This is a genomic window from Dongia sp., assembly GCF_041909655.1.
Taxonomy (GTDB): domain Bacteria; phylum Pseudomonadota; class Alphaproteobacteria; order Dongiales; family Dongiaceae; genus Dongia.
Map to the genome: position 1 here is coordinate 71,725 of NZ_JAYRDA010000009.1, position 25,049 is coordinate 96,773.

Genomic DNA, 25,049 nt, shown 5'->3' on the forward strand with positions numbered 1-25,049 from the left:
CATGCCGCAGGGCTTTCCCAGCAGCGTGCTCTTCTGTTGTACCTTCAATTCCGTGCGTTCGCCGATGGCGGAGGCAATTCTGAAATATCTCCACGGCAGCCAGATCTTCGTCGATTCCGTGGGTGTCCGGGCCGAGGAACTGGACGGCTTCGTGGTGGCGGTGATGGATGAGATCGGTATCGACGTCACCAAGCATCGGCCCAAAACCTTCGACGATCTGGAGGACGAATCCTTCGATCTCATCATCTCGTTGTCGCCGGAAGCGCAGCACAAGGCCGTCGACATGACCCGGACCATGGCCTGTGATGTCGAGTTCTGGAACACGCTCGACCCCACCATCGTCGAGGGAACGCGGGAGGAGAGGCTGGAAGCCTATCGCGGCGTCCGCGACGGCCTGATGCGCCGAATCCGTGAGCGCTTCCCCCTTCACGCTGCCCCGCAGATCTAAAAATCTGTTGTATATCAACGTATTGCAGCCGAATTGACCCGGCAATTGTGGTTTCCGCCGATTTGAGTATGATCCGCGCAAATTGGGCCGGCGGATGAACCGAATCCGGCCGGCTTGGCCATGAACGAGGAGTTGAATGGCAAAAGAGGATTTGATCGAGTTTCCTGGCACAGTGCTTGAACTGCTGCCCAACGCCATGTTTCGGGTGAAGCTCGAAAACGACCATGAAGTTTTGGCGCACACCTCCGGCAAGATGCGCAAGAACCGCATCCGCGTGCTGGCGGGCGACAAGGTGAATGTCGAAATGACGCCCTATGATCTGACCAAGGGTCGCATCACCTTCCGTTTCAAGTAAGCATCGTCGGACGTTCGAAAACTGATCGGCGTCCGCGTTTAGACGAAAGGCGATTCCCCCATGGCACGTTTTGTCCTGGCGTCGGCTTCGCCCCGTCGGCTCGATCTCTTGCGACAGATTGATATCGTCCCCGATTCCGTCGACGCACCTGACATCGACGAGAGCGAGGCGCGTGGGGAATTGCCCGCCGCCTATGCCAGACGCGTGGCGCTGGCCAAGCTCAAGGCCGTGGCGCCGCGTCACCCGGATGCCTTCGTGCTCGCGGCCGATACCGTGGTCGCCTGCGGCCGGCGGATTCTGCCGAAGGCCGAGGACGCAGCAACCGCCAGGGATTGCCTTGAATTGCTGTCCGGGCGGCGGCACAGGGTGCTGGGGGCGATCGCGCTCAAGGGGCCTGATGGACGCGAAGCCATGCGCGTGGTGACGACGCAGGTGAGCTTCAAACGCCTCAGCGCCGATGAGATCAAACGCTATATCGACAGCGGTGAATGGCATGGCAAGGCCGGCGGCTATGCCGTCCAGGGCCGTGCCGCGGCTTTCATTCCGGCGATCGCCGGTTCCTACAGCAATGTCGTGGGGCTCAGCCTTTCGGATACTTATGCCATGCTGACCGGCCTCGGCTATCGGTGGGCATGATGGGCGATCAGGTATTCCTCAGCCTCAATGACGAACGCAGCGAGTTCTATCGCTGGTCGGGCGATCATCTGGCGCAGGTAGCGATCGAGCGCAAGGGCGAGGGCTCGCCTTTGGGTGCCATCTATCTCGGCCGCGTCCTGCGCATCGAACCCAGCCTCAATGCGGCCTTTGTCGAGATCGGTCTCGATCGGCCGGGCCTGCTGCCGATCAAGAAACAGGGCGCGCAACCCAGCGAAGGCGATGCCGTGATCGTCCAGGTGCGGCGCGAGGGGCGGGAAGAGAAGGGCGTCCGCCTGTCCGCGAGCCTGCGCACGCTGGTCGACACCACCGCGCTTGCCAAGGGCAAGCAGGCGCCGGCCTTATTGGTACCGGCCCCCGCGCTCTGGCAATCCGCGCTGGAAAAGCTGGCGCCCGAGCAGATCGAGAGCATCACCTGCGACCGTCGCGTCGACGTGGCGCCGATTACGGATTGGTGCCGGCGGCATCGGCCCGGCATGGAAGGCAAGGTCGCCTTCCTGGCCGAGCGCGATTGGGTGCCGTCCCGGGCCGACATCAACGATGCGGTGGCCGAGGCGCTGGAGGAAACCGTCCTGCTGCCGGGTGGCGGCCAACTTCTGATCGAGCCGGTGCGCACACTGACGGCGATCGACGTCAATTCGGCTTCGGCCACGGCGGAGAAGGGGATCGAGCGCACGGCGCTTGCCGTCAATCTCGCCGCCGCGCGCGAGATTCCGCGGCAATTGGCGCTCCGCAATCTCGGCGGCATCATCGTCATCGATTTCATCGATCTCGAAAACCGCAACAAGCGCGAGCAGGTGCTGAGCACACTCCGCGAAGCGGTGGGCATCGACCCGGCGATCGAATGGGTCGGCAACATGTCGCGGCTCGGCCTGGTGGAGCTGTTGCGGCGGCGTACCGGCCCGACGCTTCAGGAAATGTGGCAGGCGCGCCATGGCTAAATGCCCCGTCTGCAGCAAGCCCTCCGTTCCGGAATACCGCCCGTTCTGCTCGGCGCGGTGCAAGCAGGTCGACCTCAACCGGTGGCTGAGCGAGGTCTACCGCGTGCCGGCCGATGCCGCGCCCGCCGATGAAGACGACAAGTCAAGCGATTGATCGGGCTCGCTAAATTTGTTTCCAGGCCACCTCATTTGCGGCTGGACAAGGTCCGTTAAAGCCATTAAATATCGGCCCCACTATCGGTCGCCCAGGTAGCTCAGTTGGTAGAGCAGCGGATTGAAAATCCGCGTGTCGGCGGTTCAACTCCGTCCCTGGGCACCATTTTCCTCCCCCCTCATACTCCGATCCCTAACGCGCATCGTCCATGTCGGCGAGTTTTGCGACGCGGCGGCGGAAATCTTCGTCGGTCGAGAATTCCGCGGCGAGGTAGGACGCGACCAGATCCTTGGCGAGCCAGGGCCCCACGATCTGCGCGCCGATGCACATGACGTTGACGTCGTCATGCTCGACCGATTGATGAGCCGAATGTACGTCGTGGCAGACCGCCGCGCGGATGCCCTTGACCTTGTTGGCCGCGATCGAGGCGCCGACGCCGGTGCCGCAGACCATGAGCCCGCGCTCGGCCTTGCCGGCGCGGATCCGGTCCGTGAGGGCCCGGGCGATGTCCGGGAAATCCACCGGATTGGGATCGTGCGAGCCAACATCCTCGACCTCGTGGCCGAGCGATTTCACGAAATCGACGATGGTGGATTTCAGCATGTAGCCGGCGTGATCCGAACCGATAACGATGCGCATGAGTCTTGTTCCTCGTGAGATCTAGGGTGGATGCTAACGCAACAGGCTGGGCAGCCACAGCACCAGACCGTCGGCGAAAGTGATGATGGCAAGTGTCGCCAGGAGCGGAAGGTAGAACGGCAACAAGGCGCGCATCAGCGAGCGCAGCGAAATGTCGGCGATGCTCGACAGCAGGAACAGCGACAGTCCCATGGGTGGCGTCAGCAGGCCGATCATCAGGTTGAAGATGACCACGATGCCCAGATGCACCGGATCGATTCCAGCCATTACCATGGGCGGCGCGATCACCGGTACCACCAGCAGGGTCGCGGTGGTCGAATCGAGGAACATCCCGGCGATGAAGAAAATGAGATTGACGATCAGGAGCAGCACGATGGGGTCGGTGCTGAAACCCAGGATCCATTGCGAAAAATCCTGAGGCACCTGCTCGACCGCCAGAATCCAGCCGAAGAGCGCCGCCGCAGCGACAATGATCAGAATGGCGCTGGTGCCGCGGACGGTCATCATCGTGGCGGTCCAGAAATGCGCCCAGGTGAGCTCGCGAAAGAAAATCGCACTGACCAGGATGACATAGACTGCTGTCACCGCCGCAGCCTCGGTCGGCGTGAAAAGGCCGATGAGCATGCCGGCGATCATCAGGACCGGCGCCAGGAGCGCGGGCAAAGCAGGCAGCAGATCGCGCATGATCTCGCGGATTGTCGGCCAGCGTTCCTCGCGCGGGAATTTGTAGATGATGGTGAGAATGCCCACCGTGATCATGAGGAAGACCACGCAAATGAGCGCCGGCACGATGCCCGCGATCAAAAGCTGAACGATGGAAACGGTCGTCACCGAGCCATAGACGATAAGCGGGATACTGGGCGGGAAGATCGGTCCCACCACTGCGGTGGCGCCCGTCAGGGCCGCAGCGAAAGGTACCGGAAAGCCATGCTTGCGCATCGCATTGATTTCGATCCGGCCAAGCCCCGCCACGTCGGCGAGTGCCGCTCCCGACATGCCGGAGAAAATCAGACTGGAGAAGATGTTGACCTGGGCCAATCCGCCGGGAATGCGACCCACCAGCGTATGGGCGAAGCGGAAGATGCGATCGGTGATCCCGGCCGAGTTCATCAGGTTGCCGACGAAGATGAAAAGCGGCACGGCAACCAGCGGGAATGAATCGAGCGCATAGGTTATGCGCTGGGCGAGGAGGCCATAGGGCAGCCCTTCGAACAGCACATAGGCGATCGAGGGAATGAGAATGGCATAGACGACCGGGAATCCGGCGATGAAGAGCACCATGAAAGCCGCGATGACGAGAAGTCCCATATGCCCGCCTCAGATAACGTGTGTTTCTTCCTGCGGCGGGCGCCGCAGGTCGAGGAAATGCTGCAAGGCCGCGATGGCAAAGCCGCAGAATGTCGCGCCGAGGAACAGCCAGAAGGGGATCTTCAGAGTCGGCGTCGCATTCTTGAGATTGGCGAAGATCGTGGTCCAGGCGACATAGGCGATGAAGCCCGCCGTCAGGAAGGCGGCGAAGGCAATGAAGAACGCGACCATCCGGCGTGGGCTGGCCGGCAGCATCTCGCGGAATTCCGACATCTGGATGTTCTCGCGTTCCATGACGACCAGCGGAAAGGCGAGGAATACCAGGATGATCAGCAGGAACCGGGTAAGCTCCTCGGCGCCGACGATGGGTGCGTTGAAGATGTAGCGCATGATGATCTGGCTGAACGGCACGAATACCAGCGCGATCAAGACCAGGCCGCTAAGCGCGGCGATCAACTTCTTCAGAATTGTCATCGTCAGCTCCAAACTGGCTGGGTGGAGGCGGACAGCCCTCCGCCTCCACAGCCCTGCCCAAGGCAGCTATTGCACAGCCGCGATCTGCTCGATGTAGGTGGCGTAATCGGGGAAATCGGCCAGGATCTGCTTCTGCACCGCGCTCCGGAAGGCGGCGACATCCAGGCCGTCGGCCTCGCCAATCACCGTCATGCCGTGACCTTTAAGTTCGTCGATCAGGGCCGCCTCGGATTCCGTCGCCCATTGCAGCGATTCCTTGGCCTTGTCGTCGAGAACCTTGGTCACCGCCTGGCGCTGCTCTTCCGGCAGGCCCTGCCAGACCTGCTCGTTGACGAAGACGGCGAGGACGGCCTGCATATGGCCCGTGAGCGCGATATGCGATTGCACCTCGTAAAGCTTGTTGGCGCTGATCATGGTCAGCGGATTTTCCTGGCCGACGACCAGGCCGGTCATCAGCGCCGTCGGCAATTCCGCGACTTCGACCGGTGTCGGCGTGGCGCCAAAGCCCTTCACCATCGAGACCCATAGATCGAGCGGCACGGCCCGGAAGGGCTTGCCGGCGAGATCGGCCGGCGATTTCACCGGGAAGTTCGAGGAGATGTGGCGGGCGCCACGATAGATGCGGCCGATGATGCGCACGCCACCTTCGGCGACGAGCTTTTCATTGATTGCCTGCAAAGCAGGGGAGGTGGCGGGATCCGTCGCTGCCAGGGCATGGGCGCCATCGCGGTAGATGAAGGGCGCATTGAACACGGCGACTTCCGGGACAATGCGCGCAAGCGACGCGAAATCGTGATGGCCCATGCTGATCGAGCCCATGCGGACGCCATCGACCATTTCCGCAACGCCGCCTAATTGGCTGGCCGGATAGACCTGGATGGTCAGGGCGCCGCCGGTGGCCTCGGCAACGGCCTTGGCCGCCTCATCGGCATAGCGGGTCTGGATGTCGCCTTCTGCGCCGACATGGGCATAACGCAGTTCCTCGGCACTCGCCGTATTGGCCGCAAAAAGGCCAAGCGCCACCGTGGCGCACGCAAGGGTGCGCAAATTCAGCATCTTCATGGGTTCCTCTCCCTAATTACCTTTTTTGGTCTTCTCTTCTGACCGCAGCCTTGGCATAGGCGGCGATGAAGCTCTTGCGGCGAAACTCGTCGCCGATGGCGAAATGCTCGCGTAGCCGTGTTTCGGCCAAATCCGGATTGCGGTCGACGATCGACAGGAAGACATCGCGGTGCGCATCGACGAGGTAATCGCGGATGCCGGGCACGGCGACGGTCAGATGTCGCCGCTCGACATGGGAGCGGCGCAACAGATCCGAGATCGCCTGATAGAGCGTGAGGAGTGCCGGGCTGCGCGCGGCTTCGACGATGGCAAGGTGAAAGGCAAAATCGGCGTCGCCACCCGCCTGCGGGTCATGGAGCGTGTCCATGAGTTCCGTGAGATGGCCGCCGATCCGCGAGAGATCGCTGTCGCCGGCGCGTTCGCAGGCGAGGCGGATGGCCTGGCATTCTATGGCAATCCGCGCCTGCATGACGTCATCGAGAATGTCGGGCTGCTGTGCGAGGCAGAAGGTGAAGAAATCCGCGAGCACCGAAATATCGGCGGTTCTCACGAAGGCGCCCTTGCCGTGACGGATGTCAAGGAAACCCAGCATCGCCAGAGAGCGCAGAGCCTCGCGCAGGACAGGCCGCGAAATCCCCAGAGAGAGTGAGAGCTCTCGTTCGCCCATCAGCTTGTCGCCCGGCTTCAGCTTCCGGGACAGCAATTGCTCGCGGAAATAGGCAAATACCCGTTCCGCGCCCAACAGATCGTCCGAGGCTTCCAGTATCGCCAGCGACATAGTTTCTGCCTTCAAGTGGTATGACCACTATTTTCCGCGAATCCACGTGAGTCAACGAAGAATCAATTCAGCTTCGTATTTTACAGGATAAATATGATTAATTAGTGGTTTGACCACTATACATCACGCCTCTTTACTTGTCCGCCAGAGCGCCGCCGTTCCTGAGGGAATTGCGAGATGCCGCCGTTGGGGATCGCCTCTATGCTGGCAGCAGCATTTTCAGGGGATGGAAATTGATGCCGCGCGATTCAACGGATGTGCAGGCTCATCGTTTCGTCTCGGCCGACGTCGCGCGGTGTCTCGGGATCTTCCTGGTCTATCACGGCCATATCGTCGAGCGGATGATGTATCTGGGGCAGGATGCCGCCGCGCATCAATACAAGTTCATCTATTCGTTCCACATGCCGCTCTTCTTCGTGCTCGCGGGCTGTATCGCCAAGGATCTCGGCGCCGATCATACGCTCTGGCGCTTTCTGCGCTCGCGTGTGGTGACGCGCGTGCTTCCGCTGGTCTTCTTCAACCTGCTTCTGGCGCTGACCAGCCTTGTGATCCCGCGCGACTTTCCGCCGATCCCGCTGGAAAGTGTGGCCGATTACGGCAACGCCTTGGTGATGAGCCTGACCTGGCTCACCGTGTTCAACGTGCCGACCTGGTTCCTGATGTGTCTGGTGACCGTCGAGGTCGTGCACTTTGTGCTGTTCCGGTTCGTGCGCCAATCGACCCTGGCGATTGCGCTGTTGGCAGCAGGCTGTCTGGTACTCGGCCTGTGGTTCAACCGCGATCTGGCTTTCTTTCCGGGGCAGAATTGGTGGTTCTGGAACGAGGCGCCCGTTGCCTACGCCTTCTATCTTTTCGGAATCGTGATGCGCCGCATCGGGCTGTTCGATCGGAACTGGCCGCGCGAGATCGCGGCCTTGGGCGCAGTGCTGGCCTTTGCCGGTGTCTATTTCAGCTATGACCTCAACCAGGGGCCGTTCCGGCTGGATATCAAGGCGGTGGTCATCCTCGCCTCCGGTCATGGCGATTTGATCTGGTTTACCGTGACGTCTGTCCTCGGCATCTGCGGCACGATTGCGCTCGCGCAAGCGTTTGGACGTCATCTCGGCTGGATGAGCTATGTCGGCCGCAACGCCCTCATCATCTTTTGCCTTAACGGCATCTTCTATCACCACGTCAATGGGCCGGTCGCGGCGTCGTATGTCGGCGCAGCACCCCAGGATGGCTGGACATTGGCGATCTTCGCGGGGGCAGCCAGTATCGTGTCGATCGCGCTGACGATCCCCGTCGTCATCCTGTTCAACCGATGGGTCCCGCAATTGGTCGGGCAGCCGCAACGTGAGGGGCCGCTGCTGCCGCGCCTCGGCTGACCGTTAGATCCCGATGAAGGGCTGCATGAGGCGACCGAGCCAATTGCCGAAGCGCAACGGCGCATCGGTCACCGCCAGGCAAACGCAGACATCCTCGCTGCCGGCCACCGGGCGATGGTTGATTTCGGCATCCGCCATTTCGAGATCGCCACGGGCATAACGATCGCCGCCGGCGGTATAGCTGCCGCGCAGGACCAGGGTGAGTTCATTGCCCTGATGGCTATGCTCGAACACGGCCTGGCCCGGCGCGATGCGCAGCAAGCGCGCGGTCACGCCGTCGGTCGAGATCAGCGGCATGTGCTGGATGCCGGGACCGAGGGTCTTCCATTTCGCCGCGTCGAGATCGCCGCCGACATAGAATTGCAGGGGCATGGGAAACAGAGGCGCTTGCCCTGATTTCGCCACCGGGGATTTCACCGCCGGGCGCCGTTCCGCGACAATCGTGGTATCCGACCGTGCCCGGCCCAGCGTCGCCAACAGGGCATCCGCTTTCATGGGCGCCAGTTCCATTTCCTCCACCATGGTGCCGCCCAATGCTTCGAAGCCGGCATAGGCATGACGGCATTGCGGGCACAGGGTGAGATGCGTTGCCAAGGCAAGAGAGTTTGCCTCATCAAGGCTGCCGGCGGCATAGGCGGCGATCAGATCGTCGCTGGGGTGATGGATGATCATGATTCAGGCTCTCCTAGGGCCTTGCGGAAACGCTGGAAGGCAAGACGCATACGCGATTTTACGGTGCCGAGGGGGATGCCGAGCTGTTCGGCGATCACGGCATGGGGTTTGTCTTCGAAGAAGGACAGATGCACGATCCTGGCCTGCTCGGCGGGGAGGGTCGCCATGGCGGCACGCACGGCCTGGGCCTGCTGGCCGACATCCATCTGCGCCTCGGGCGAGGCCGGCGATTCCGGCACCAGGGCCGGATCGTCGATCAGGAATTCCGGGCGCTTCTGTCGCCGGAATGCATCGATGCGCAGATTGCGGGCGATGGAGAAGATCCAGGTCGATGCCCCGGCGCGCTCGGCATCGAAGAGATGTGCCTTGCGCCAGACCATGGCCATCGCTTCCTGGGCCAGTTCCTCGGCCACATCCTCGGCGGCCCCCAATTTGCGCATATAGGATTTCAGCCGCGGCGCGAAATAGCGGAACAATTCCGCGAAGACAATCTCGTCCGGCCGTTCTTTCATTTGACCGAGCAAGGCTGTCATGCGCTGCGCGTTTTGGTCTGGCGTCGGTTCAGCGGTCACCTGGTCACCCGCTGCCTGGCTGATTGTGGCACATGCCCTATTCTTATTCTGTCTTGATGTGCCTTGCCCAGACGCCATTTTCCCTTCGGCAATGCGGCCTGGCCGCAGGAATGCCGGCAAAGCAGGGGTCGATTGATCGATCGCGGCGGCTGTCATGGTATTCATGACAGTTCTTACGGGCCGGTTTCCGTCTTGGATTGGTCCCCACGTAAAACGATAACGGCATGCCCGGTGATCCGCGCGCATGCGCTTGGCGTAAAGGCCTAGGAACGGATAACGCAGCGGGCTGCGCCGAAATCATTGAAGAAATATCCATGGCACCGAACGATCAGGCCCGTTTTCCTATTGAAATCAACGCCAACAATGCCGCCTCGGATGGGCCGGGCCAGCGCATCGCCGTGATCGGTTCGGGGATCTCCGGCCTCTCGGCGGCCTGGGCTTTGGCCGAACGGCATCATGTAACCCTGTTCGAACGCGATTCCCGCCCTGGCGGCCACAGCAACACGATCGATCTCCCTCTGGCGGACGGGCCGGTGCCTGTCGATACCGGATTCATCGTCTTCAACGAGCGGACCTATCCCAACCTCACCGCCTTGTTCGCGCATCTGGGTGTGGCGACGCAGGCCACCGAAATGTCCTTCGCGGCATCGCTCGATGACGGTCGCTTTGAATATTCGGGCTCTAATCTGCGCGGCCTCTTTGCCCAGAAGCGCAATCTGATGCGGCCCCGCATGTGGCGGATGCTGTCGGATACCCTGCGCTTCTACCGCGAAGCCGGCGCCGCCGTCGCCGCCGGGGCTGACGACATGACGCTGGGGGATTATCTCGGCCAATCCGGCTATGGCAATGCGTTCGTCCGCGATCATCTGCTGCCGATGGGCGGGGCGATCTGGTCGATCTCGACCGAGCAGATGCTGCGCCATCCGCTGCGCGCCTTTGTCCGTTTCTGCGACAATCACGGGCTGATGCAATTGCGCGATCGGCCACAATGGCGCACGGTTATCGGCGGCAGCCGCAATTATGTGCGGCGGTTGCTGGACGACCGTTTCATCGATCTCCGTTGCGATGCGCGCATTGCCCGGGTCGAACGGCGCAACGAAGGCCCGGTGATTGTTATGGAAGACGGTCGCTGGCAGGCCTTTGACGGGATCGTCCTGGCAACCCATGCCGACCAGGCGTTGAAGCTTCTGGCGGCACCGACCGGCGAGGAGGAAAGTTTGCTGGGTGCCTTGCCCTATCAGCGGAATCTGGCGGTGGTGCATGGCGATCCAACCCTCATGCCGCGCCGCCGTGCCGCCTGGTCCAGTTGGAACGTGATCGGGAATAATGGCGGGGCCGATGACCTCATTTGCGTCACCTATTGGATGAACCTCCTGCAGCACTTGCCGACGCGCGAGCCGGTCTTGGTGACCCTCAATCCGAACCGGCCGGTGGATCCCGCCAAGGTCTATGCCAGTTTTGACTATGCCCATCCGCTGTTTGATATTGCCGCCATGTCGGCACAGCGCGACCTATGGCGATTGCAGGGAATCGGTGGAATCTGGTTCTGCGGTGCTTATTTCGGGGCCGGCTTCCATGAGGACGGCCTGCAATCCGGCCTTGCCGTGGCCGAGGCCCTGGGCGGCGTCCGCCGGCCGTGGGTTGTGCCCGGCGAATCCGACCGCATCCCGGCGCCAATGCCGCAACATCAGCCCGGCCTCGTGCCGCAGATGCCGATCCCCGTGGCGGCGAGTGCGGCTATATGAAGACGGCGCTCACATCCGCCATCTATCGCGGCTCCGTGATGCATCGCCGGCTGCGGCCGAAAGCGCATTACCTCCGTTATTCGATCTTCTATCTGCTGCTCGATCTCGACGAATTGCCGCTCATCGCGAAGCGCTCTCGGCTGCTGGGAATCGAGAAGGCCGCGCCGCTCTCCTTCCGCGCCAAGGATCATGGTGATGGCAGCGGCGATCTCAAGCATTGGGTGGGCCGGCAGCTTGAGGTGGCCGGGTTGCGTTTTGAACCTGGGCCTATTCGGCTGCTCACCCTGCCGCGCCTCTTCGGCTACGCCTTTAATCCGATCTCGATCTATTACTGCCATGACCGGGAGCAGGTCCTGCGCGCCACCATCTATCAGGTCAGCAACACCTTCGGCGGTCGACATTCCTATGTTCTGCCGGTCACATCGGATGGCACTATCCGGCAGAGCTGCAAGAAGGCGCTCTATGTATCGCCTTTCAACGATGTCTCCGGCTTCTATCGCTTCTCGGTAGTGCCGCCTGGCGACAAGGTGGCGCTTGCCATCGACCAGCATGACGATAGGGGCCGGCTGCTGCAGGCGGCTTTTGTCGGACGGCGAAGCGAACTCACCGACGGTATTTTGCTGCGCCTGCTCATTCTCTATCCCTTCATGACATTGAAGGTGGTGGCCGGAATCCATTGGGAGGCGCTGAAATTGTGGCTGAAGGGCGTTCCGCTTCACAAACGCCCGGCTTCGACCGATAATCCACCGCGGGGAGAAACGCCGCCGGGGAGCCCGGCGCAGGTGGTTTGGGGGCGCAGGGATGCAGAACTCGAAGCCGGGGCGGGATTCCGCTCCAACGCGGCCGAATGACGAGGCCGCTCCGTTGATGTCAAATCCATCCTTTGCCGGCTTGTGGGAGAGCGTGTTTCAGCGTGCGCTCACACATCTCCATGTCGGCAGCCTGCGGGTTCATTTTCCCGATGGCCGCCGACAGGCGATCTCGGGCCGGGAGCCAGGCCCTGAGGCCGAGCTCGAAATCCGCGATCCGCGCGGCATCCAGCGGCTCATTCGCGGCGGGGATATGGGCTTTGCCGAGGCCTATATGGCCGGCGAGGTCGACAGCCCGGATCTGACCGATCTCATCGAACTCGCCGCCCGGAATGAAAGCGCGCTGGCGGCGGCGCTCGCGGGCAACAAATGGGTGCGGGCGATCAATCGCCTGCGGCATCTGATGCGTGCCAATACCAAGCGTGGGTCGCGGCGCAACATCGCCTATCACTACGATCTCGGGAACGATTTCTACCGCGAATGGCTCGACCCGAGCATGACCTATTCCTCGGCCTATTTCGGCAAGGGTGCCAACGATCTCAGCCACGCCCAGACCGACAAGTACCGGCGCATGGCGGAACTGGCCGAATTGGCGCCCGGCAAGCATGTGCTCGAAATCGGCTGTGGCTGGGGCGGCTTTGCCGAAGTGGCAGCGCGCGATTTCGGATGCCGCGTAACGGGTCTGACCTTGTCGACCGAACAGCTTGCCTTTGCCCGCGCGCGCATGGAGCGCCAGGGCCTTGCCGACCGCGTTGAATTGCGCCTGCAGGATTACCGCGATTGCGAGGGCAAGTTCGACAGCATCGTCTCCATCGAGATGTTCGAGGCGGTGGGCGAGGCGCATTGGCGGAAGTATTTTGAGGTGTTGCGCGACCGGTTGCATCAGGGCGGCACGGCGGCCTTGCAGATCATCACCATCGCCGAGGAACGTTTCGAGAGCTATCGCCGCAACGCGGATTTCATCCAGCGTTATATCTTCCCGGGCGGCATGCTGCCGACCATCTCCGCCTTGCGCCAATTGGGGCGCGAGACCGACCTCACCGTGGCCGGCGAGGAAGGCTTCGCCGCTTCCTATGCGCGGACCTTGCGGGAATGGCGCGAGACCTTCCTGCAGGCCTGGCCGCGCATCCAGCCGCTCGGCTTCGACGAACGGTTCCGGCGCATGTGGACCTATTACCTCGCCTATTGCGAGGCCGGCTTCCGCGCCGGGTCGATCGACGTCGTGCATCTGAAGCTGCAAAGGTGAAGGGGCGCGCCGGTTACCTTCTTTATGGTCTTCCGGCGCTGGCGCTCGCGGTTCCTACGTTGCCGGCCCATGTGCTGGTCCCGACTTTCTATGCGCAATCCCTGGGGCTCGGCCTGACTGCCACGGGTGTTGCGATCTTTGCCGCGCGCGTGGTCGATGTACTGACCGATCCGCTGGTCGGCCATGCCAGCGACCGCTCCGGCCGGCGCAAGCCGTTTATCGCCGCGGGAGCAGTTCTGGCAGCCATTGCGCTCCTTGCCGTCTTCAACCCGCCGATAGGTGTGGGTGCCCTCTATCTCGGCCTCTGGTATGGGCTGCTCTATGTCGGCTGGTCCCTGATGATGGTGCCCTACACGGCCTGGGGCGCGGAATTGTCAGCGGATTACAACGAGCGCTCGCGCATCACCTCCTGGCGGGAAGGTCTCGGCCTTGTCGGTATCGCCATCGCGGCCAGCCTGCCGGCTGTGCTCCAGGGTGTCGGCCTGTCCCTGGCCGAGGCGATGCTGGGGACCGCTCTTGCAGCCATCGTGCTGGGCGCGCCGGCCCTGTTCCTGCTGCTGCGCTTCGTGCCCGAAGTGCCCCGCCGCACCCTTCCGGACCAGCATTCCTGGCGCCAGGCCTGGCAGGCGATCGGCGGCAATCCACCGTTCCGCCGCCTGTTGGGTGCCTGGTTCATCAATGGTGTTGCGAACGGTCTGCCGGCCGGGCTGTTCCCGCTCTTCATCGCGATCCGGCTGGGGGCCGATGACCGCGCCCTGGGGATCATCCTGCTGATCTATTTCGCGGCGGCCCTGGTCAGCCTGCCGCTGTGGCTGTTCCTGCTGCGGCGGATCGACAAGCACCGGCTGTGGTGCGTTGCCATGATCGCGGCAATCCTTGCCTTCCTCTTCGTGCCATTTCTGCCGCTGGGGGCGCTGCCGGCCTTCGCGGCAATCTGCATCGTCACCGGGTTTGCGCTGGGGGCTGATCTTGCCTTGCCGCCCGCACTTCAGGCGGATGTGGTGGATCTCGACCGGCTGCGGCACGGGGCCGAGCGGGCGGGGCTTTTCTTCGCCCTTTCCAGCATGTCGGCGAAGCTTTCCGCCGCACTCGCCATCGGTATTGCGTTCCCCATCCTGGCGCTGTTCGGGCTCAGCCTCGATTCCGCCGGCGGCGCCCAGCCGGATGGGGCCGGCGCCTTTGTCCTTGCGGTGATCTATGCCTGGGTTCCCTGCGTATTCAAACTGATAGCAGTGGGCATGATGTGGCGTTTTCCGCTCGACCGGAAACGCCACGCAGGCATCGCCCGGGAACTGCAAATGCGGGAACTGAACCCGGTCGCCTGATGGGCGCAAGGATGGGCTGAGACATGTTGCAGGGAAAGCTCCGCGCCATGGGCCTTGGAATCTTATTGGCGGCGGCCGTGTTCGTGAGTGGATGTGACACGATGAAGATTGAAGATTTTGCCAACCGGCAACCGATCCTGAAGCCCGAGGAATATTTCCTCGGCCAGTCGCGTGCCTGGGGCATGTTCCATGACCGGTTCGGCAATCTGCGCCGGCAATTCACCGTCGATCTGCGTGGCGAGATGGAGGAGGGCGCCCTCACCCTCACCGAGGATTTCGTCTATGACGACGGTGAAACACAGCAGCGCGTCTGGCGCATCACCCCTCTGGGAAATGGCAGATATGAAGGCCAAGCCGGCGATGTGATCGGCACCGCGCAGGGTGTGGCGGCGGGCAATGCACTGAACTGGACTTATCAGATGAATCTCAAGGTCGGGGACGGCACCTGGCGGGTCGGCTTTGACGACTGGATGTTCCTGCAGCCGGACGGCGTTCTGCTGAACCATGCCACGGTCACGCGCTGGGGCATCGAGATTGGCGTCGTCACCATCGCCTTCCAGAAGGGTCCGGCCGCGAACGCGCAGGCCTCAGTGTTCGAGACGCAATCGCTGGCGCAGGCGGCGGAATAGCCAGCCGATCAGCGGGAAGTGCTCGAAGAGGCCGCCCGCGAGATCCCAATAATCTTCATGCGAGGTAATGAGACCGTCGGGCGACAGCCGGATGTCGCTCATGCCGGTGACCGACCAGCCCCTGAGGTTGAGCCGCAGGATCGTGCCGCCATAGCACCATTTGACGAAAGCGCGCTGGTCGTCGGCCCAGGCGATCGCGTCGATCACGACATTCGCATCCGCCACCGTCCGGCTGCTGTCGGCGAAGATACGCTTAAGCATGTCGCGACCATGGATTTCCTGAATGGGGTCCTTGAAGCGCACCTCCGTCAGGGTCAAGGCATCGAGCCGGCCGAGATCGCGGTTGGGCGATGGATCCGTCCAGAGCGCGAGATAAGCGGCGAGCGTTTCCTGTCCCCGGGACGGCATCGTCAAAGCATCCGTTTCGTCAGTGCAAAATAGAGGCGGTACGGCAGCAGCCGCGCCAGTTTCAGCAGCATGACGAAGGTCCAGGGGAAAGCAATCTCGAATCTGTTGCCGTGGGTCCCCGCCATGATGCGCGCTGCCGCTTTCTCCGGCGTGAGGAGGAAAGGCATGGGAAAACGATTGACGGCGGTCATCGGTGTCTCGACGAAGCCTGGATTGACGATCTGCAGGGTAATGCCCGCGGCTTCGGCGCTGGGGCGCAGGGCTTCGGCCAAATTGATCAGCGCCGCTTTGGTGGGGCCATAGGCAGCGGCCTTGGGCAGGCCGCGATAGCCGGCCACCGAGGCGACGATCACGATCCGGCCTGAGCCACGCGCCTGCATGCGGAGGAGGAGCGGCTGCAGGCAATTCACAACACCCATGACATTGGTTTCATGGAGGCGGCGGATCACATCGCGGTCGAAATCCGGTGTGTCCATCTGCTGGTAAAGGGCGGCGTTGAGCACAGCGACGTCAATTGGACCGGTCAACCGTTCGATGGTGTCGATTGCCGCATCCACGGCAGCCGGATCGGTCACATCCAGCGGCTGTACCGCCATGGCCGCATGATCATCCGCTGTCTCGATCAGCGCATCACGGCGCCGGCCGCTGATGGTCACGCGATCGCCCTCAGATACGGCCAGGCGTGCCAGTTCTCGTCCGATGCCGCTGCCGGCCCCCGTGATCCACCAATGCCGCTTGTTCAAGACGGGCGTGCCATGTCAGGGCAGATCCGCTACATCCGCCCGGCAGGTGCGGCAGCGATATTCGATGATCGAGGAATCCTGCGCGGCAAAACGCATGCCGAGCCAGCGCCCGGCCTCGTCGTACCAGGTCTCCAGCTTGATATCGCCGTCTACCTGAAACCGCTCGGCCTGGGCGATGCCATTGGCCATCGGCACGAAGGCTTCGCCCAAGGGGCGAATCTCGATGTCGTTGACCTTGCCAGTGATGGTATTGAGTTGGCGACCGCCATCGATGAAGCGCCGCGACCAATGTTCGGAGAGCGGCAGGTCGGCAGGAATGGCGATGTCGCCGGACGGGCCTTCGATCCGCATTCGATCATCCGCGCGCTCGCCCATCAGGCTGGATTGCTCACCATCGTCATTGGTCTGGGCTTCAAGGCGAATGAGCGTGCCATTATTCCATATCGTCCGTGCCCGATACTCGAATGCGTATCCCGTCAGGAACAGGAAAGGCACTTCGATCTGGGAGCGACTCTCGACCATCAACGCGTCGCCCTGACGCGAGAAGTCGATCCGGTGCTCGCCGACCACTTCGCCGTTGCGGAGGATCTCATAGGTGGCTGCGGGCCCATAGAGGGCCAGCGGATCCGGCTCTGCGGAAACCGCGATACTCGCCGGCAACAGACCGGCGGCCAGGCATGAAACGACAAATATCGAACGCATCCCAAATCCTCCCAGCGCTTTTTACGGCAGCCGGCGAGATTTGGATCAGGGGGTCAGGAACGATCCGGGTCGTCGAACAGGATGCGGCGGGCGGCCCCTTCGAGATCGTCATACTGGCCGGATTTCAGCGACCAGAGAAACGCCGCGAGCCCGAGTCCGCCCAGAATGAGGGCGATGGGAATGAGAATGAGGAGGACGGTCATGGGACGGGGCGCTCCACCTTGCCGGCGCGGGCGAGGCGCAGGCTGTTCAGAATCACCAGGATCGACGAACTCGACATGGCGATGGCGGCCACCAGCGGGGTGACGAGACCCATGACGGCCAAGGGTACCGCGGCCAGATTATAGACCAGGGCCAAGGCCAAATTCTGCCACATCAGCCGATGCGCGTCCCGGGCAATCCGCAGCGCGATCAGGATGGCCGAGAGGCGTTCCCCCTGGAACACGATATCGGCGGCGGATTGGCTGATATCGGCGGCCGAAGCGGGCGCCAGGGAGACATGGGCCGCGGCCAGCGCCGCGGCATCGTTGAGACCGTCGCCGACCATCAGGACATGGCGGCCCTCGGCCACCAATTTCTGCAGATGGTGAACCTTCGCGGCGGGCGTCATCTCGGCATGCGCGGCCTCGATCCCCAGCACAGCCTTGAGTGCCGTCACGGGTGCCGGTCGATCGCCGGAACATATCTCGACGCTGAGGCCCCTGGCCCTCAAGGCGGCGATGGTCGCGATGGCGTCCGGGCGCAATTGATCGGCCAGCACGAATTTCTGACATTCATCGGCGGGGCCGATGAGCCACAGCACCGCCTGGTTTTCGCCGCCATCGGCTTGGCCGGTGAACTTGGCCGAGCCCAAGCGCCATTCGCCATCGGCGGCACGCCAGACCAGGCCCTCGCCGGGACACTCGGTGACGTTCTCGAGCACCGGTGCCGCCGCGACCGCCTGGGCGATGGCGCGGGCCAGGGGGTGCTTGGAATTTGCCGCCATGCCGGCGGCGATCCGGAGCAGGCGCGGGGCGGGATCGTTGACCAAAGCGAGGCGGCCGAGGGTGAGGGTGCCGGTCTTGTCGAAGACGACGTGATCGACCGCCTGCAACCGTTCCAGCGCATCGCCCGATTTCAAGAGAATGCTGCTGCGCATCAGGCGCTGGCTGGCGATAACCTGAACCACCGGCACGGCCAAGGCGAGGGCGCAGGGGCAGGTGATGATGAGAACCGCAACCGAGATCATCAAGGCCGGTTGCCAGGCCATGCCGCCGATCAGGGTCCAGCCGAGAAAGGCGGCGAGGGCGGTCGCATGCACCACCGGCGCATAGTGCCGGGCGACGCGGTCGGCGATCTGTACGAAGCGACCGCGCCTTGTCTCGGCTGCTTCCATCAACCGGATGATGTCGGCCAGCAGCGTGGCATCGCCCGACGCGGAGACGCGCAGGCGGAGTGGCGCGGCGAGGTTCAGCGTCCCGGCATAGACTTGTTCGCCCGGCGCGATCTCGCGCGGCAGGGCCTCGCCGGTCACCGTGCTGGTATCGATGTTGCTTTCACCGGCAATGACGATTCCGTCCGCCGGTATGCGCTGCCCCGCGCCCACCAACACCATCATGCCGGGCCGCAAAGCCGTCGGCGGCACGTCGCGCCTTGTGCCGTCCGGTTCCAGGATCGTGGCGGCGACCGCGTTCAGGGCCAGCAATTGCTCGGCCAGGGCACGCGCGCGGTAGCGGGCGCGATGATCGAGATAGCGGCCGATCAGCAGGAAGAACAGCAAGGTGACCGCACTGTCGAAATAGGCATGCGGGCCGGATTGGAAGGTTTCGTAGAGGCTGACGCCGGGGGCCAGAATGATGGCGAGCGAGATCGGCACATCCATGTTGGTGCGCCGTGCACTCAAAGCACCCCAGGCCGAACGGAAGAAGGGCCGGCCGGCATAGGCAATGGCCGGAATGGCGATAAGGGCAGAGATCCAATGCAGGAAGTCCCGTGTGCCCAGGGCCATGTCGCTGGCCGCACCCGACCAGACCGAAACGGAGAGCAGCATGATGTTGCCGGCGGCAAAGCCGGCGACCGCGAGGCAGCGCAGCAATTCCCGCGCCTGCTGCTGGTCGCTGGTGGCGAGCCGCGCCGGATCGCAGGGCAGGAGGCGATAGCCCAGACGCTGCACCAGACGGGCAAGAGCGCTGGGATCGGCTTCGCCGGCTCGCCAGACGATGTTGAGGCGCCGCGTCGCCAGAGAGACGCGGGCATGCGTGACGCCCGGCTGTTTCAACAGCGTCTGTTCGATCAGCCAGACGCAGGCGCCGCAGCTGAGGCCATCCACCATCAGGGTTAGGCTGAGGCAGCCATCCTTGGCCGGCCGGATCCAGGCGGAAAGATCGCCTTGCGCGCCGAATTCCTCGGGCCGCAGGCGCGAGAAATCGGTGTCACCCTCCAGGCAGCGTTTGGCGTAATAGCTGTCGAGCCCGAGTTCGCCCACCAATTGATAGGCACCGTGGCAACCGGAACAGCAAAACTCTTCGCCGGCCGGCGCTTCCTGACCACAATGACGGCAGGTCTGGAATTGGCCGTCCGGTTGCGGCGTCAGGTTCACGGCACCATGATCCGGTCGTTCCATTGCCAGACGACGCCGGTGGCGGTAACGGTGCCGGCGACCCGCAACTCCCACAGCCCATTGGCCGGAAGATCGAGTGCCGCCAGATAGAGGCCGGGCTGACCCGTTGCCGGCGTGAAGGCAATAGCCCGGTCCATCGAGGTGGTCGCCGTCCGCACCATCTGGCCGCGGAGATCCATGCCGGTTACCGGCTGCCCCTCAGCGTTCTGCAGCGAAAGCACCAGATCGCCGCCTTCGGCGATCTCGGCTTTTGCCTGCCAGCCCAGGGCTTCGCTGGCGGCGGCTTCCTTCAGTGTTTCATTATAGGCGAGGCCCTGGACATAGGCCTTGTCCGTATCGAGCCCCGGGAAGGTCGAGGTGGCGAAGAAGACCATCACGATGTTGACCGCGATCACCAGCAGCATGGCACCGACGAAGACAGCCGGGATCCAGTAGGCCTGCCGCTGGGTCGTGGTCTGCGCGCGATTGGGCATCATCTCTCTCCAGGCGGTCTTTAGTGCGCCGGCGCATTGAAGATCGCGTCATGAACGCTTTCTTCGCCGGTGGTCAGGTTTTTGACGGTGACGGCGATCGAGGACGATCCGGCCGGTGCCGCCCCTTTGGGCGCCTGCAGCAGCAGGCGGAAGGTGCCGACATCGTCCGGCTCGACCGCGATATGATCCAGTGTCGACCCGATCAGTCGGACATTCAACCCGTCGATACCGCTGACCGCGAGGTTGAACTGGCTGGGCTCGCGCTGCATGTTGAGGATCTTCAGAGTATAGCCGTTCTGGATGCCGCCATCCTTCAGCCGCACGAAAAGCGGCGAGCGGTCGCCCAGCAGCGAGATGTCGAGCCGGCTGCGCTGGGTGAGGGTGGCCAGCATGCCGGCGGCGACCAGCAGGATGACCAGCGCATAGATCACGGTCCGGGGGCGCACCAGCCGGCGCTTGGGCGGGCGGCCCGCCGCGCGGTCCGCCTGTGCCGAGAGCGCGTCATAGGTGATGAGTTCCTGCGGCCGGTTGATCTTCAGCATCACCGAATTGCAGGCATCGATGCAGAGGCCGCAGCCGATGCAGGCCAATTGCTGGCCGTTGCGGATATCGATGCCGGTCGGGCAGACGCGGACGCAGAGGCCGCAATCGATGCAATCGCCGCGACCCTCGAAACCCTGGTCTTTCTTCAGATGACCGCGGGGCTCCCCGCGCCAGGTTTCATAGGTGACCAGCAGAGAATGTTCGTCGAACATGGCAGCCTGGAAACGCGGCCAGGGGCACATGTAAATGCAGACCTGTTCCCGCGCCCAGCCGGCAAGGACATAGGTGGTGGCGGTGAAGAGCGCCACGAAGACATATTGCAGCTGGCTCGCCTCGCCGGTGAAGAAGTGGCGCAGCAAGGTGGGCGCGTCGTCGAAATACATCGCCCAGGCGCCGCCTGTGGCCAGCGAGATCGCCAGCCAGACGGCGTGTTTGGCTACCTTGCGGGCGGCCTTGCCGGTGCTGACATTTTCACCGTCCAGCTTGATGCGGGCATTGCGGTCGCCCTCGATCCAGCGTTCGACCTGCATGAAGAGGTCGGTCCAGACCGTCTGCGGGCAGGTGAAGCCGCACCAGACACGCCCCAGCAGCGATGTCGCAAAGAAGAGGCCGAAGGCGCCGAGGATCAGCAGGCCGGTGAGATAATAGACTTCCTGCGGCCAGATCTCGATCCAGAAAAAATAGGCACGGCGCCCCGCCATGTCGATGAGCACAGCCTGATCCGGCGCATCCGGGCCGCGGTCCCAGCGGATCCACGGCACCAGATAGTAGATTGCCAGCAATGCTGCCAGGACCGCCCATTTGATCTTCCGGAAGCGACCCCAGATCCGTTGCGGATAGACTTTGACGTGGTCTGCATAGAGCTTGCTTTTGCCAAACAGACTGGCGCCCAACGACATGATCGAGCCTGACTATACGGTGCTTACTCGCCACCGCCCAAAGAGTGCACATAGACCGCCAGCATCTTGATCTTGGCGGCATCGAGACGGCCGCTCCAGGCCGGCATGACACCCATCTTGGGGTCATGGATCTGTGCCAGGAGCTGCGGCTTCTCGCCGCCATAGAGCCAGATTTCATCGGCGAGGTTCGGGGCGCCGAATTCGCGCAGGCCCAGGCCCGCGGGGCCATGACAGGCGGCGCAATTGTCGGTGAAGATCTGCCGCCCGCTTTCGGCCACGACCGGATCGGTGGCGCGCCCCGAGAGCGAAAGCACGAATTCCGTCACGCTGTTGATCTGATCGCGATCCAGGATTTCGTCGGCGCCGAAGCGCGGCATGTCGGTAACCCGTGTCTCGGCATCATCCACATTGCGGATGCCGTGCTGCAGGGTTTGGGAAATGTCGGCCAGGGTGCCGCCCCAGATCCAATCGTCATCAGCCAGCACCGGGAAGCCCGGACGACCGGCGCCGCCGACCGCGTGGCAGGGGGCGCAATTCTCGTTGAACGTCGCGCGACCGCCGGCCATGGCGAAGTTCAGCAATTCGGGATCGCCTTCGATCGCCTCGACCGGGCTGTCGGCAATGGCGGTCAGCCATTGGCCCTGCGCGGCGGTGGCGGCCGTCATTTCCTGGGCGAATTCGGCCCGGCTGTTATAGTTGATGACGCCCTTGGTGTAGTTGGTGAGGCTCGGCCAGGCGGGATAGACGACCCAATAGCCGATCGACCAGACGATGCAGGCATAAAGAACCATCAGCCACCATTTCGGCAGCGGTGTGTTGAGCTCGCGAATACCGTCCCATTCGTGGCCGGTGGTTTCCTTGCCGGTTACGTCGTCGCGATAAAGGTCAGTCATGGCGGCGTGGCTCCTCGCCATCGGCTTTGAAGGGGATATTGGCGCATTCGTCAAAATGGCGCCGGTTCTTGGGACGGAAGGCGTAGAAGGCGATGCTGACGAAGATCAGCATCAGCCACAAAGGCCAGATCTGGCGCGCGAAATGCGCGAGCTCGGCCAAGGTGAATCCATCGCTCATTGGCTTTCTCCCGCGGCCCCGTTGGCGTATTCGGGCCGGTAGGTGGTGAAATCGACCATGCGGCCCAGCACCTGCAGATAGGCGATGAGCGCGTCCATCTCCGTCACCCGCGTCTTGTCGCCGTCGAAATCGCCGGTAGCGGCTTTCGGATAGCGCTGCATCAGGCCTTCGACATCGGCATCGGGCGTCGCCTGGGCCATGAGGTCGGCCGCGGCGCTGGCCACCATTTCCTCGGAATAGGGGACGCCGACGATGGTCAGGGTCTTCAGGTGCTCGGCGATGTCCGGCATCCTGATTTCCTTGCGCGCAAGATGCGGATAGGTCGGCATGACTGATTCCGGCACCACGGCGCGCGGATCCATCAGATGGGCGACGTGCCAGTCGTTGGAATACTTGCCACCGAGACGCGCCAAATCCGGGCCGGTGCGCTTCGATCCCCATTGGAAGGGGTGATCGTAAATGCTCTCGGCCGCGAGGCTGTAGGGACCATAACGCTCGATCTCGTCGCGGAACGGCCGCACCTGCTGGCTGTGGCAAAGATAACAGCCCTCGCGGATGTAGATGTTGCGGCCCTGCAGTTCCAGCGGCGAATAGGGACGCACGCCCTCGACCTGCTCGATCGTCTCGCCGATGGTGAAGAGCGGAACGATCTCCACCAGACCGCCGATGGCGACGGTGACGATGATGCCGCCAAGGAGGATGATCGAGTTCTTCTCGAAGATTTCGTGTTTGATCATGGAAAGTGCTCCTTACGCCCGAGCCGTGCCGGGGACGGCTGTGGCACCGCCGATGGCGGATTCCTGGCGGATGTCACCGCGGATGGTGCGGACGAGGTTGTAGACCATGATCAGCGAGCCGAGCAGGAACAGCACCCCGCCCAGGGCACGGATCACGTAATAGGGATGCATGGCGGCGACCGTCTCGGCAAAGCTGAACTGCAGGAAGCCGAGGCTGTCATAGGCGCGCCACATCAGGCCCTGCATGATGCCGCTGATCCACATCGAGGTGATGTAGAGCACGATGCCGAAGGTGGCGGTCCAGAAATGCCACTCGACCAGACGCAGGGAATAGAGGCGCGACCGCTTCCACAACACCGGCACCAGGAAGTAGACGGCGCCGAAGCTGACGAAGGCGACCCAGCCCAGGGCACCGGAATGCACATGGCCGATAGTCCAGTCGGTATAGTGGCTGAGCGAGTTCACGGCCTTGATCGACATGACCGGGCCTTCGAAGGTCGACATGCCGTAGAACCCGACCGAGGTCACCAGGAAGCGCAGCACCGGATCGGTCCGGAGCTTGTCCCAGGCGCCCGAGAGGGTCATGACGCCGTTGATCATGCCGCCCCAGGAGGGCATCCACAGCATGACCGAGAAGGTCATGCCGAGAGTCTGCGTCCAGTCGGGCAGCGAGGTGTAGTGAAGGTGATGCGGACCCGCCCAGATGTAGAGGAAGATCAGCGACCAGAAATGCACGATCGAGAGGCGATAGGAATAGACCGGGCGATTGGCCTGCTTCGGCACGAAGTAATACATGATGCCGAGGAAGCCGGCGGTGAGGAAGAAGCCGACCGCGTTATGGCCATACCACCATTGCAACATCGCATCCTGGACGCCGGAGAACACCGAATAGCTCTTGGCGCCGAAGATCGAGACCGGGATCGACAGGTTGTTGCCGATGTGAAGGATCGCGATGGTGACGATGAAGGCGAGATAGAACCAGTTGGCGACATAGATATGCGGTTCCTGGCGCTTCATCAGGGTGCCGAGGAAGATCAGCAGATAGATCACCCAGACCAGCGTCAGCCACAGATCGACATACCATTCCGGCTCGGCATATTCGCGGCCCTCGGTGATACCGAGGACATAGCCAGAGGCGGCCAGCACGATGAAGAGCTGGTAGCCCCAGAACAGGAATTCGGCGAGCGCGTCGCCGCCCCAGAGCCGGGCGCGGCAGGTGCGCTGCACGACATAAAGCGAGGTGCCGAGGAGGGCGCTGCCGCCGAAGGCGAAGATGGCGGCCGAGGTGTGGACCGGCCGCAAGCGGCCGAACGTGGTCCATTCGAGGCCGAAATTCAGTACCGGAAAGGCCAACTGGAAGGCGATGAGCGTGCCGACCGTAAACGCGATCACGCCCCAGAAAACCGTGGCGAGCGTGAAGAGTTTTACGACGCGCTCGTTATAGGGTTCGATCGGCATTGCGCCGGCAGCGGTAACGGCGCCGCTCATGACAGTTTCTCCTCATGTCCGAAAGCATTGGTGATCAAGCGGAAGACCATCAGGATGCCGAAGAACAGCAATCCGCCGCCAAACAGGGCCATGGCGTCGTCGCCGGCGCGCGACCAAAGGACCAGCCCCAGTAAGGCGATGGCCGCCAGCAAGACGGTCGCGATCCAGTTTCCAAGCCCGTACATGATGAACCTCCGATAGAAATGAT

General features: G+C 62.9%; 30 protein-coding genes and 1 tRNA gene. 12 read left to right on the forward strand and 19 right to left on the reverse strand.

The features are described from left to right. Position 1: 1 nt before the first annotated feature. The 6 genes from ACE3PR_RS17420 (at position 2) to ACE3PR_RS17445 (ending at position 2,717) form a co-directional block, all read left to right on the forward strand. Positions 2-448, forward strand: coding sequence for an arsenate reductase ArsC (locus ACE3PR_RS17420; RefSeq protein ID WP_374374557.1), 447 nt, complete (start codon positions 2-4; stop codon positions 446-448). Positions 449-584: 136 nt separating this feature from the next. Then, positions 585-803, forward strand: coding sequence for a translation initiation factor IF-1 (infA, locus tag ACE3PR_RS17425; protein WP_374374559.1), 219 nt, complete (start codon positions 585-587; stop codon positions 801-803). A 60-nt stretch (positions 804-863) separates the two neighbouring features. Then, positions 864-1,439: a nucleoside triphosphate pyrophosphatase gene (locus ACE3PR_RS17430; protein ID WP_374374562.1), complete on the forward strand. Its 576-nt coding sequence runs from the start codon at positions 864-866 to the stop codon at positions 1,437-1,439. After that, positions 1,436-2,398, forward strand: coding sequence for a ribonuclease E/G (locus tag ACE3PR_RS17435; RefSeq protein WP_374374563.1), 963 nt, complete (start codon positions 1,436-1,438; stop codon positions 2,396-2,398). The genes ACE3PR_RS17430 and ACE3PR_RS17435 overlap by 4 nt, the downstream gene beginning before the upstream one ends. After that, on the forward strand, positions 2,391-2,552 hold the full coding sequence (locus ACE3PR_RS17440) for a DNA gyrase inhibitor YacG (protein WP_374374565.1): 162 nt from the start codon (positions 2,391-2,393) through the stop codon (positions 2,550-2,552). Before ACE3PR_RS17435 ends, ACE3PR_RS17440 begins: the two co-directional genes overlap by 8 nt. Positions 2,553-2,641: 89 nt before the next feature. Further along, a tRNA-Phe gene (locus tag ACE3PR_RS17445) sits at positions 2,642-2,717 on the forward strand. 27 nt (positions 2,718-2,744) lie between these two features. Here the strand turns inward: ACE3PR_RS17445 and rpiB are convergent. The 5 genes from rpiB to ACE3PR_RS17470 form a co-directional block, all read right to left on the reverse strand. Then, positions 2,745-3,191 carry a ribose 5-phosphate isomerase B gene (gene rpiB / locus ACE3PR_RS17450; RefSeq protein WP_374374568.1) on the reverse strand — a complete coding sequence of 149 codons (447 nt, stop codon included), beginning with the start codon at positions 3,189-3,191 and terminating at the stop codon, positions 2,745-2,747. Positions 3,192-3,224: 33 nt separating this feature from the next. Further along, positions 3,225-4,499 carry a TRAP transporter large permease gene (locus ACE3PR_RS17455; RefSeq protein WP_374374569.1) on the reverse strand — a complete coding sequence of 425 codons (1,275 nt, stop codon included), beginning with the start codon at positions 4,497-4,499 and terminating at the stop codon, positions 3,225-3,227. Positions 4,500-4,508: 9 nt separating this feature from the next. Next, positions 4,509-4,973: a TRAP transporter small permease gene (locus ACE3PR_RS17460; RefSeq protein ID WP_374374571.1), complete on the reverse strand. Its 465-nt coding sequence runs from the start codon at positions 4,971-4,973 to the stop codon at positions 4,509-4,511. Between the two features lie 66 nt (positions 4,974-5,039). Then, positions 5,040-6,035 carry a TRAP transporter substrate-binding protein gene (locus ACE3PR_RS17465; protein ID WP_374374572.1) on the reverse strand — a complete coding sequence of 332 codons (996 nt, stop codon included), beginning with the start codon at positions 6,033-6,035 and terminating at the stop codon, positions 5,040-5,042. A gap of 16 nt (positions 6,036-6,051) precedes the next feature. Then, complete coding sequence (locus tag ACE3PR_RS17470; protein WP_374374574.1) at positions 6,052-6,813, reverse strand: FadR/GntR family transcriptional regulator; 762 nt, start codon at positions 6,811-6,813, stop codon at positions 6,052-6,054. Between the two features lie 236 nt (positions 6,814-7,049). On the opposite strand from ACE3PR_RS17470, the gene ACE3PR_RS17475 reads away from it, so the two are divergent. Further along, positions 7,050-8,180, forward strand: a complete 1,131-nt coding sequence (locus ACE3PR_RS17475) for an acyltransferase family protein (RefSeq protein ID WP_374374576.1) — start codon at positions 7,050-7,052, stop codon at positions 8,178-8,180. A 3-nt stretch (positions 8,181-8,183) separates the two neighbouring features. On the opposite strand, the gene ACE3PR_RS17480 is transcribed toward ACE3PR_RS17475, so the two are convergent. Continuing rightward, positions 8,184-8,852: a ChrR family anti-sigma-E factor gene (locus ACE3PR_RS17480; RefSeq protein ID WP_374374578.1), complete on the reverse strand. Its 669-nt coding sequence runs from the start codon at positions 8,850-8,852 to the stop codon at positions 8,184-8,186. Then, positions 8,849-9,385 (reverse strand): sigma-70 family RNA polymerase sigma factor, encoded by a 537-nt coding sequence (locus tag ACE3PR_RS17485; protein WP_374374580.1) that lies wholly within the window; start codon positions 9,383-9,385, stop codon positions 8,849-8,851. Before ACE3PR_RS17485 ends, ACE3PR_RS17480 begins: the two co-directional genes overlap by 4 nt. Before the next feature lie 353 nt (positions 9,386-9,738). Here ACE3PR_RS17485 and ACE3PR_RS17490 point away from each other — a divergent pair, with 353 nt between their 5' ends. From ACE3PR_RS17490 to ACE3PR_RS17510, 5 genes are read left to right on the forward strand one after another with little or no spacing between them, the layout of a single operon-like run. Next, positions 9,739-11,169 (forward strand): NAD(P)/FAD-dependent oxidoreductase, encoded by a 1,431-nt coding sequence (locus ACE3PR_RS17490; RefSeq protein WP_374374582.1) that lies wholly within the window; start codon positions 9,739-9,741, stop codon positions 11,167-11,169. Continuing rightward, a complete protein-coding gene (locus ACE3PR_RS17495) occupies positions 11,166-12,020 on the forward strand; it encodes a DUF1365 domain-containing protein (RefSeq protein ID WP_374374584.1) in 855 nt (284 codons plus the stop codon). The genes ACE3PR_RS17490 and ACE3PR_RS17495 overlap by 4 nt, the downstream gene beginning before the upstream one ends. Before the next feature lie 16 nt (positions 12,021-12,036). After that, the gene (locus ACE3PR_RS17500; RefSeq protein WP_374374586.1) at positions 12,037-13,224 is read left to right on the forward strand and encodes a class I SAM-dependent methyltransferase; all 1,188 of its coding nucleotides are present in this window, start codon (positions 12,037-12,039) and stop codon (positions 13,222-13,224) included. Continuing rightward, complete coding sequence (locus tag ACE3PR_RS17505; RefSeq protein ID WP_374374588.1) at positions 13,221-14,549, forward strand: MFS transporter; 1,329 nt, start codon at positions 13,221-13,223, stop codon at positions 14,547-14,549. The genes ACE3PR_RS17500 and ACE3PR_RS17505 overlap by 4 nt, the downstream gene beginning before the upstream one ends. A gap of 47 nt (positions 14,550-14,596) precedes the next feature. After that, entirely contained in the window at positions 14,597-15,178 is a 582-nt protein-coding gene (locus tag ACE3PR_RS17510) for a DUF3833 domain-containing protein (RefSeq protein WP_374374667.1), read from the forward strand. On the opposite strand, the gene ACE3PR_RS17515 is transcribed toward ACE3PR_RS17510, so the two are convergent. Genes ACE3PR_RS17515 through ACE3PR_RS17570 form a run of 12 tightly spaced genes read right to left on the reverse strand, consistent with a single transcriptional unit; the run spans position 15,137 to position 25,026 of the window. Then, positions 15,137-15,586 carry a nuclear transport factor 2 family protein gene (locus ACE3PR_RS17515; protein WP_374374590.1) on the reverse strand — a complete coding sequence of 150 codons (450 nt, stop codon included), beginning with the start codon at positions 15,584-15,586 and terminating at the stop codon, positions 15,137-15,139. The two genes, ACE3PR_RS17510 and ACE3PR_RS17515, sit on opposite strands and share 42 nt — an antisense overlap. 2 nt (positions 15,587-15,588) lie before the next feature. Continuing rightward, positions 15,589-16,329, reverse strand: a complete 741-nt coding sequence (locus ACE3PR_RS17520) for an SDR family NAD(P)-dependent oxidoreductase (RefSeq protein WP_374374592.1) — start codon at positions 16,327-16,329, stop codon at positions 15,589-15,591. Between the two features lie 15 nt (positions 16,330-16,344). Next, positions 16,345-17,031, reverse strand: a complete 687-nt coding sequence (locus tag ACE3PR_RS17525; RefSeq protein WP_374374594.1) for a DUF6134 family protein — start codon at positions 17,029-17,031, stop codon at positions 16,345-16,347. 53 nt (positions 17,032-17,084) lie between these two features. Beyond that, positions 17,085-17,234 (reverse strand): cbb3-type cytochrome oxidase assembly protein CcoS, encoded by a 150-nt coding sequence (gene ccoS, locus ACE3PR_RS17530; RefSeq protein WP_374374596.1) that lies wholly within the window; start codon positions 17,232-17,234, stop codon positions 17,085-17,087. Continuing rightward, positions 17,231-19,633 carry a heavy metal translocating P-type ATPase gene (locus ACE3PR_RS17535; protein ID WP_374374598.1) on the reverse strand — a complete coding sequence of 801 codons (2,403 nt, stop codon included), beginning with the start codon at positions 19,631-19,633 and terminating at the stop codon, positions 17,231-17,233. Before ACE3PR_RS17535 ends, ccoS begins: the two co-directional genes overlap by 4 nt. After that, positions 19,606-20,106: a FixH family protein gene (locus tag ACE3PR_RS17540; RefSeq protein ID WP_374374600.1), complete on the reverse strand. Its 501-nt coding sequence runs from the start codon at positions 20,104-20,106 to the stop codon at positions 19,606-19,608. Before ACE3PR_RS17540 ends, ACE3PR_RS17535 begins: the two co-directional genes overlap by 28 nt. A 17-nt stretch (positions 20,107-20,123) precedes the next feature. Beyond that, positions 20,124-21,545, reverse strand: coding sequence for a cytochrome c oxidase accessory protein CcoG (gene ccoG / locus ACE3PR_RS17545; RefSeq protein WP_374374602.1), 1,422 nt, complete (start codon positions 21,543-21,545; stop codon positions 20,124-20,126). A gap of 23 nt (positions 21,546-21,568) precedes the next feature. After that, positions 21,569-22,438 carry a cytochrome-c oxidase, cbb3-type subunit III gene (gene ccoP, locus ACE3PR_RS17550; RefSeq protein ID WP_374374603.1) on the reverse strand — a complete coding sequence of 290 codons (870 nt, stop codon included), beginning with the start codon at positions 22,436-22,438 and terminating at the stop codon, positions 21,569-21,571. Next, positions 22,431-22,616, reverse strand: a complete 186-nt coding sequence (locus ACE3PR_RS17555; RefSeq protein ID WP_374374605.1) for a cbb3-type cytochrome oxidase subunit 3 — start codon at positions 22,614-22,616, stop codon at positions 22,431-22,433. The genes ccoP and ACE3PR_RS17555 overlap by 8 nt, the downstream gene beginning before the upstream one ends. After that, positions 22,613-23,353, reverse strand: a complete 741-nt coding sequence (ccoO, locus tag ACE3PR_RS17560; protein ID WP_374374607.1) for a cytochrome-c oxidase, cbb3-type subunit II — start codon at positions 23,351-23,353, stop codon at positions 22,613-22,615. Before ccoO ends, ACE3PR_RS17555 begins: the two co-directional genes overlap by 4 nt. Positions 23,354-23,365: 12 nt before the next feature. After that, entirely contained in the window at positions 23,366-24,841 is a 1,476-nt protein-coding gene (gene ccoN, locus ACE3PR_RS17565; protein ID WP_374374609.1) for a cytochrome-c oxidase, cbb3-type subunit I, read from the reverse strand. Then, positions 24,838-25,026 (reverse strand): hypothetical protein, encoded by a 189-nt coding sequence (locus ACE3PR_RS17570; RefSeq protein ID WP_374374611.1) that lies wholly within the window; start codon positions 25,024-25,026, stop codon positions 24,838-24,840. The genes ccoN and ACE3PR_RS17570 overlap by 4 nt, the downstream gene beginning before the upstream one ends. Between the last annotated feature and the right edge of the window lie 23 nt (positions 25,027-25,049).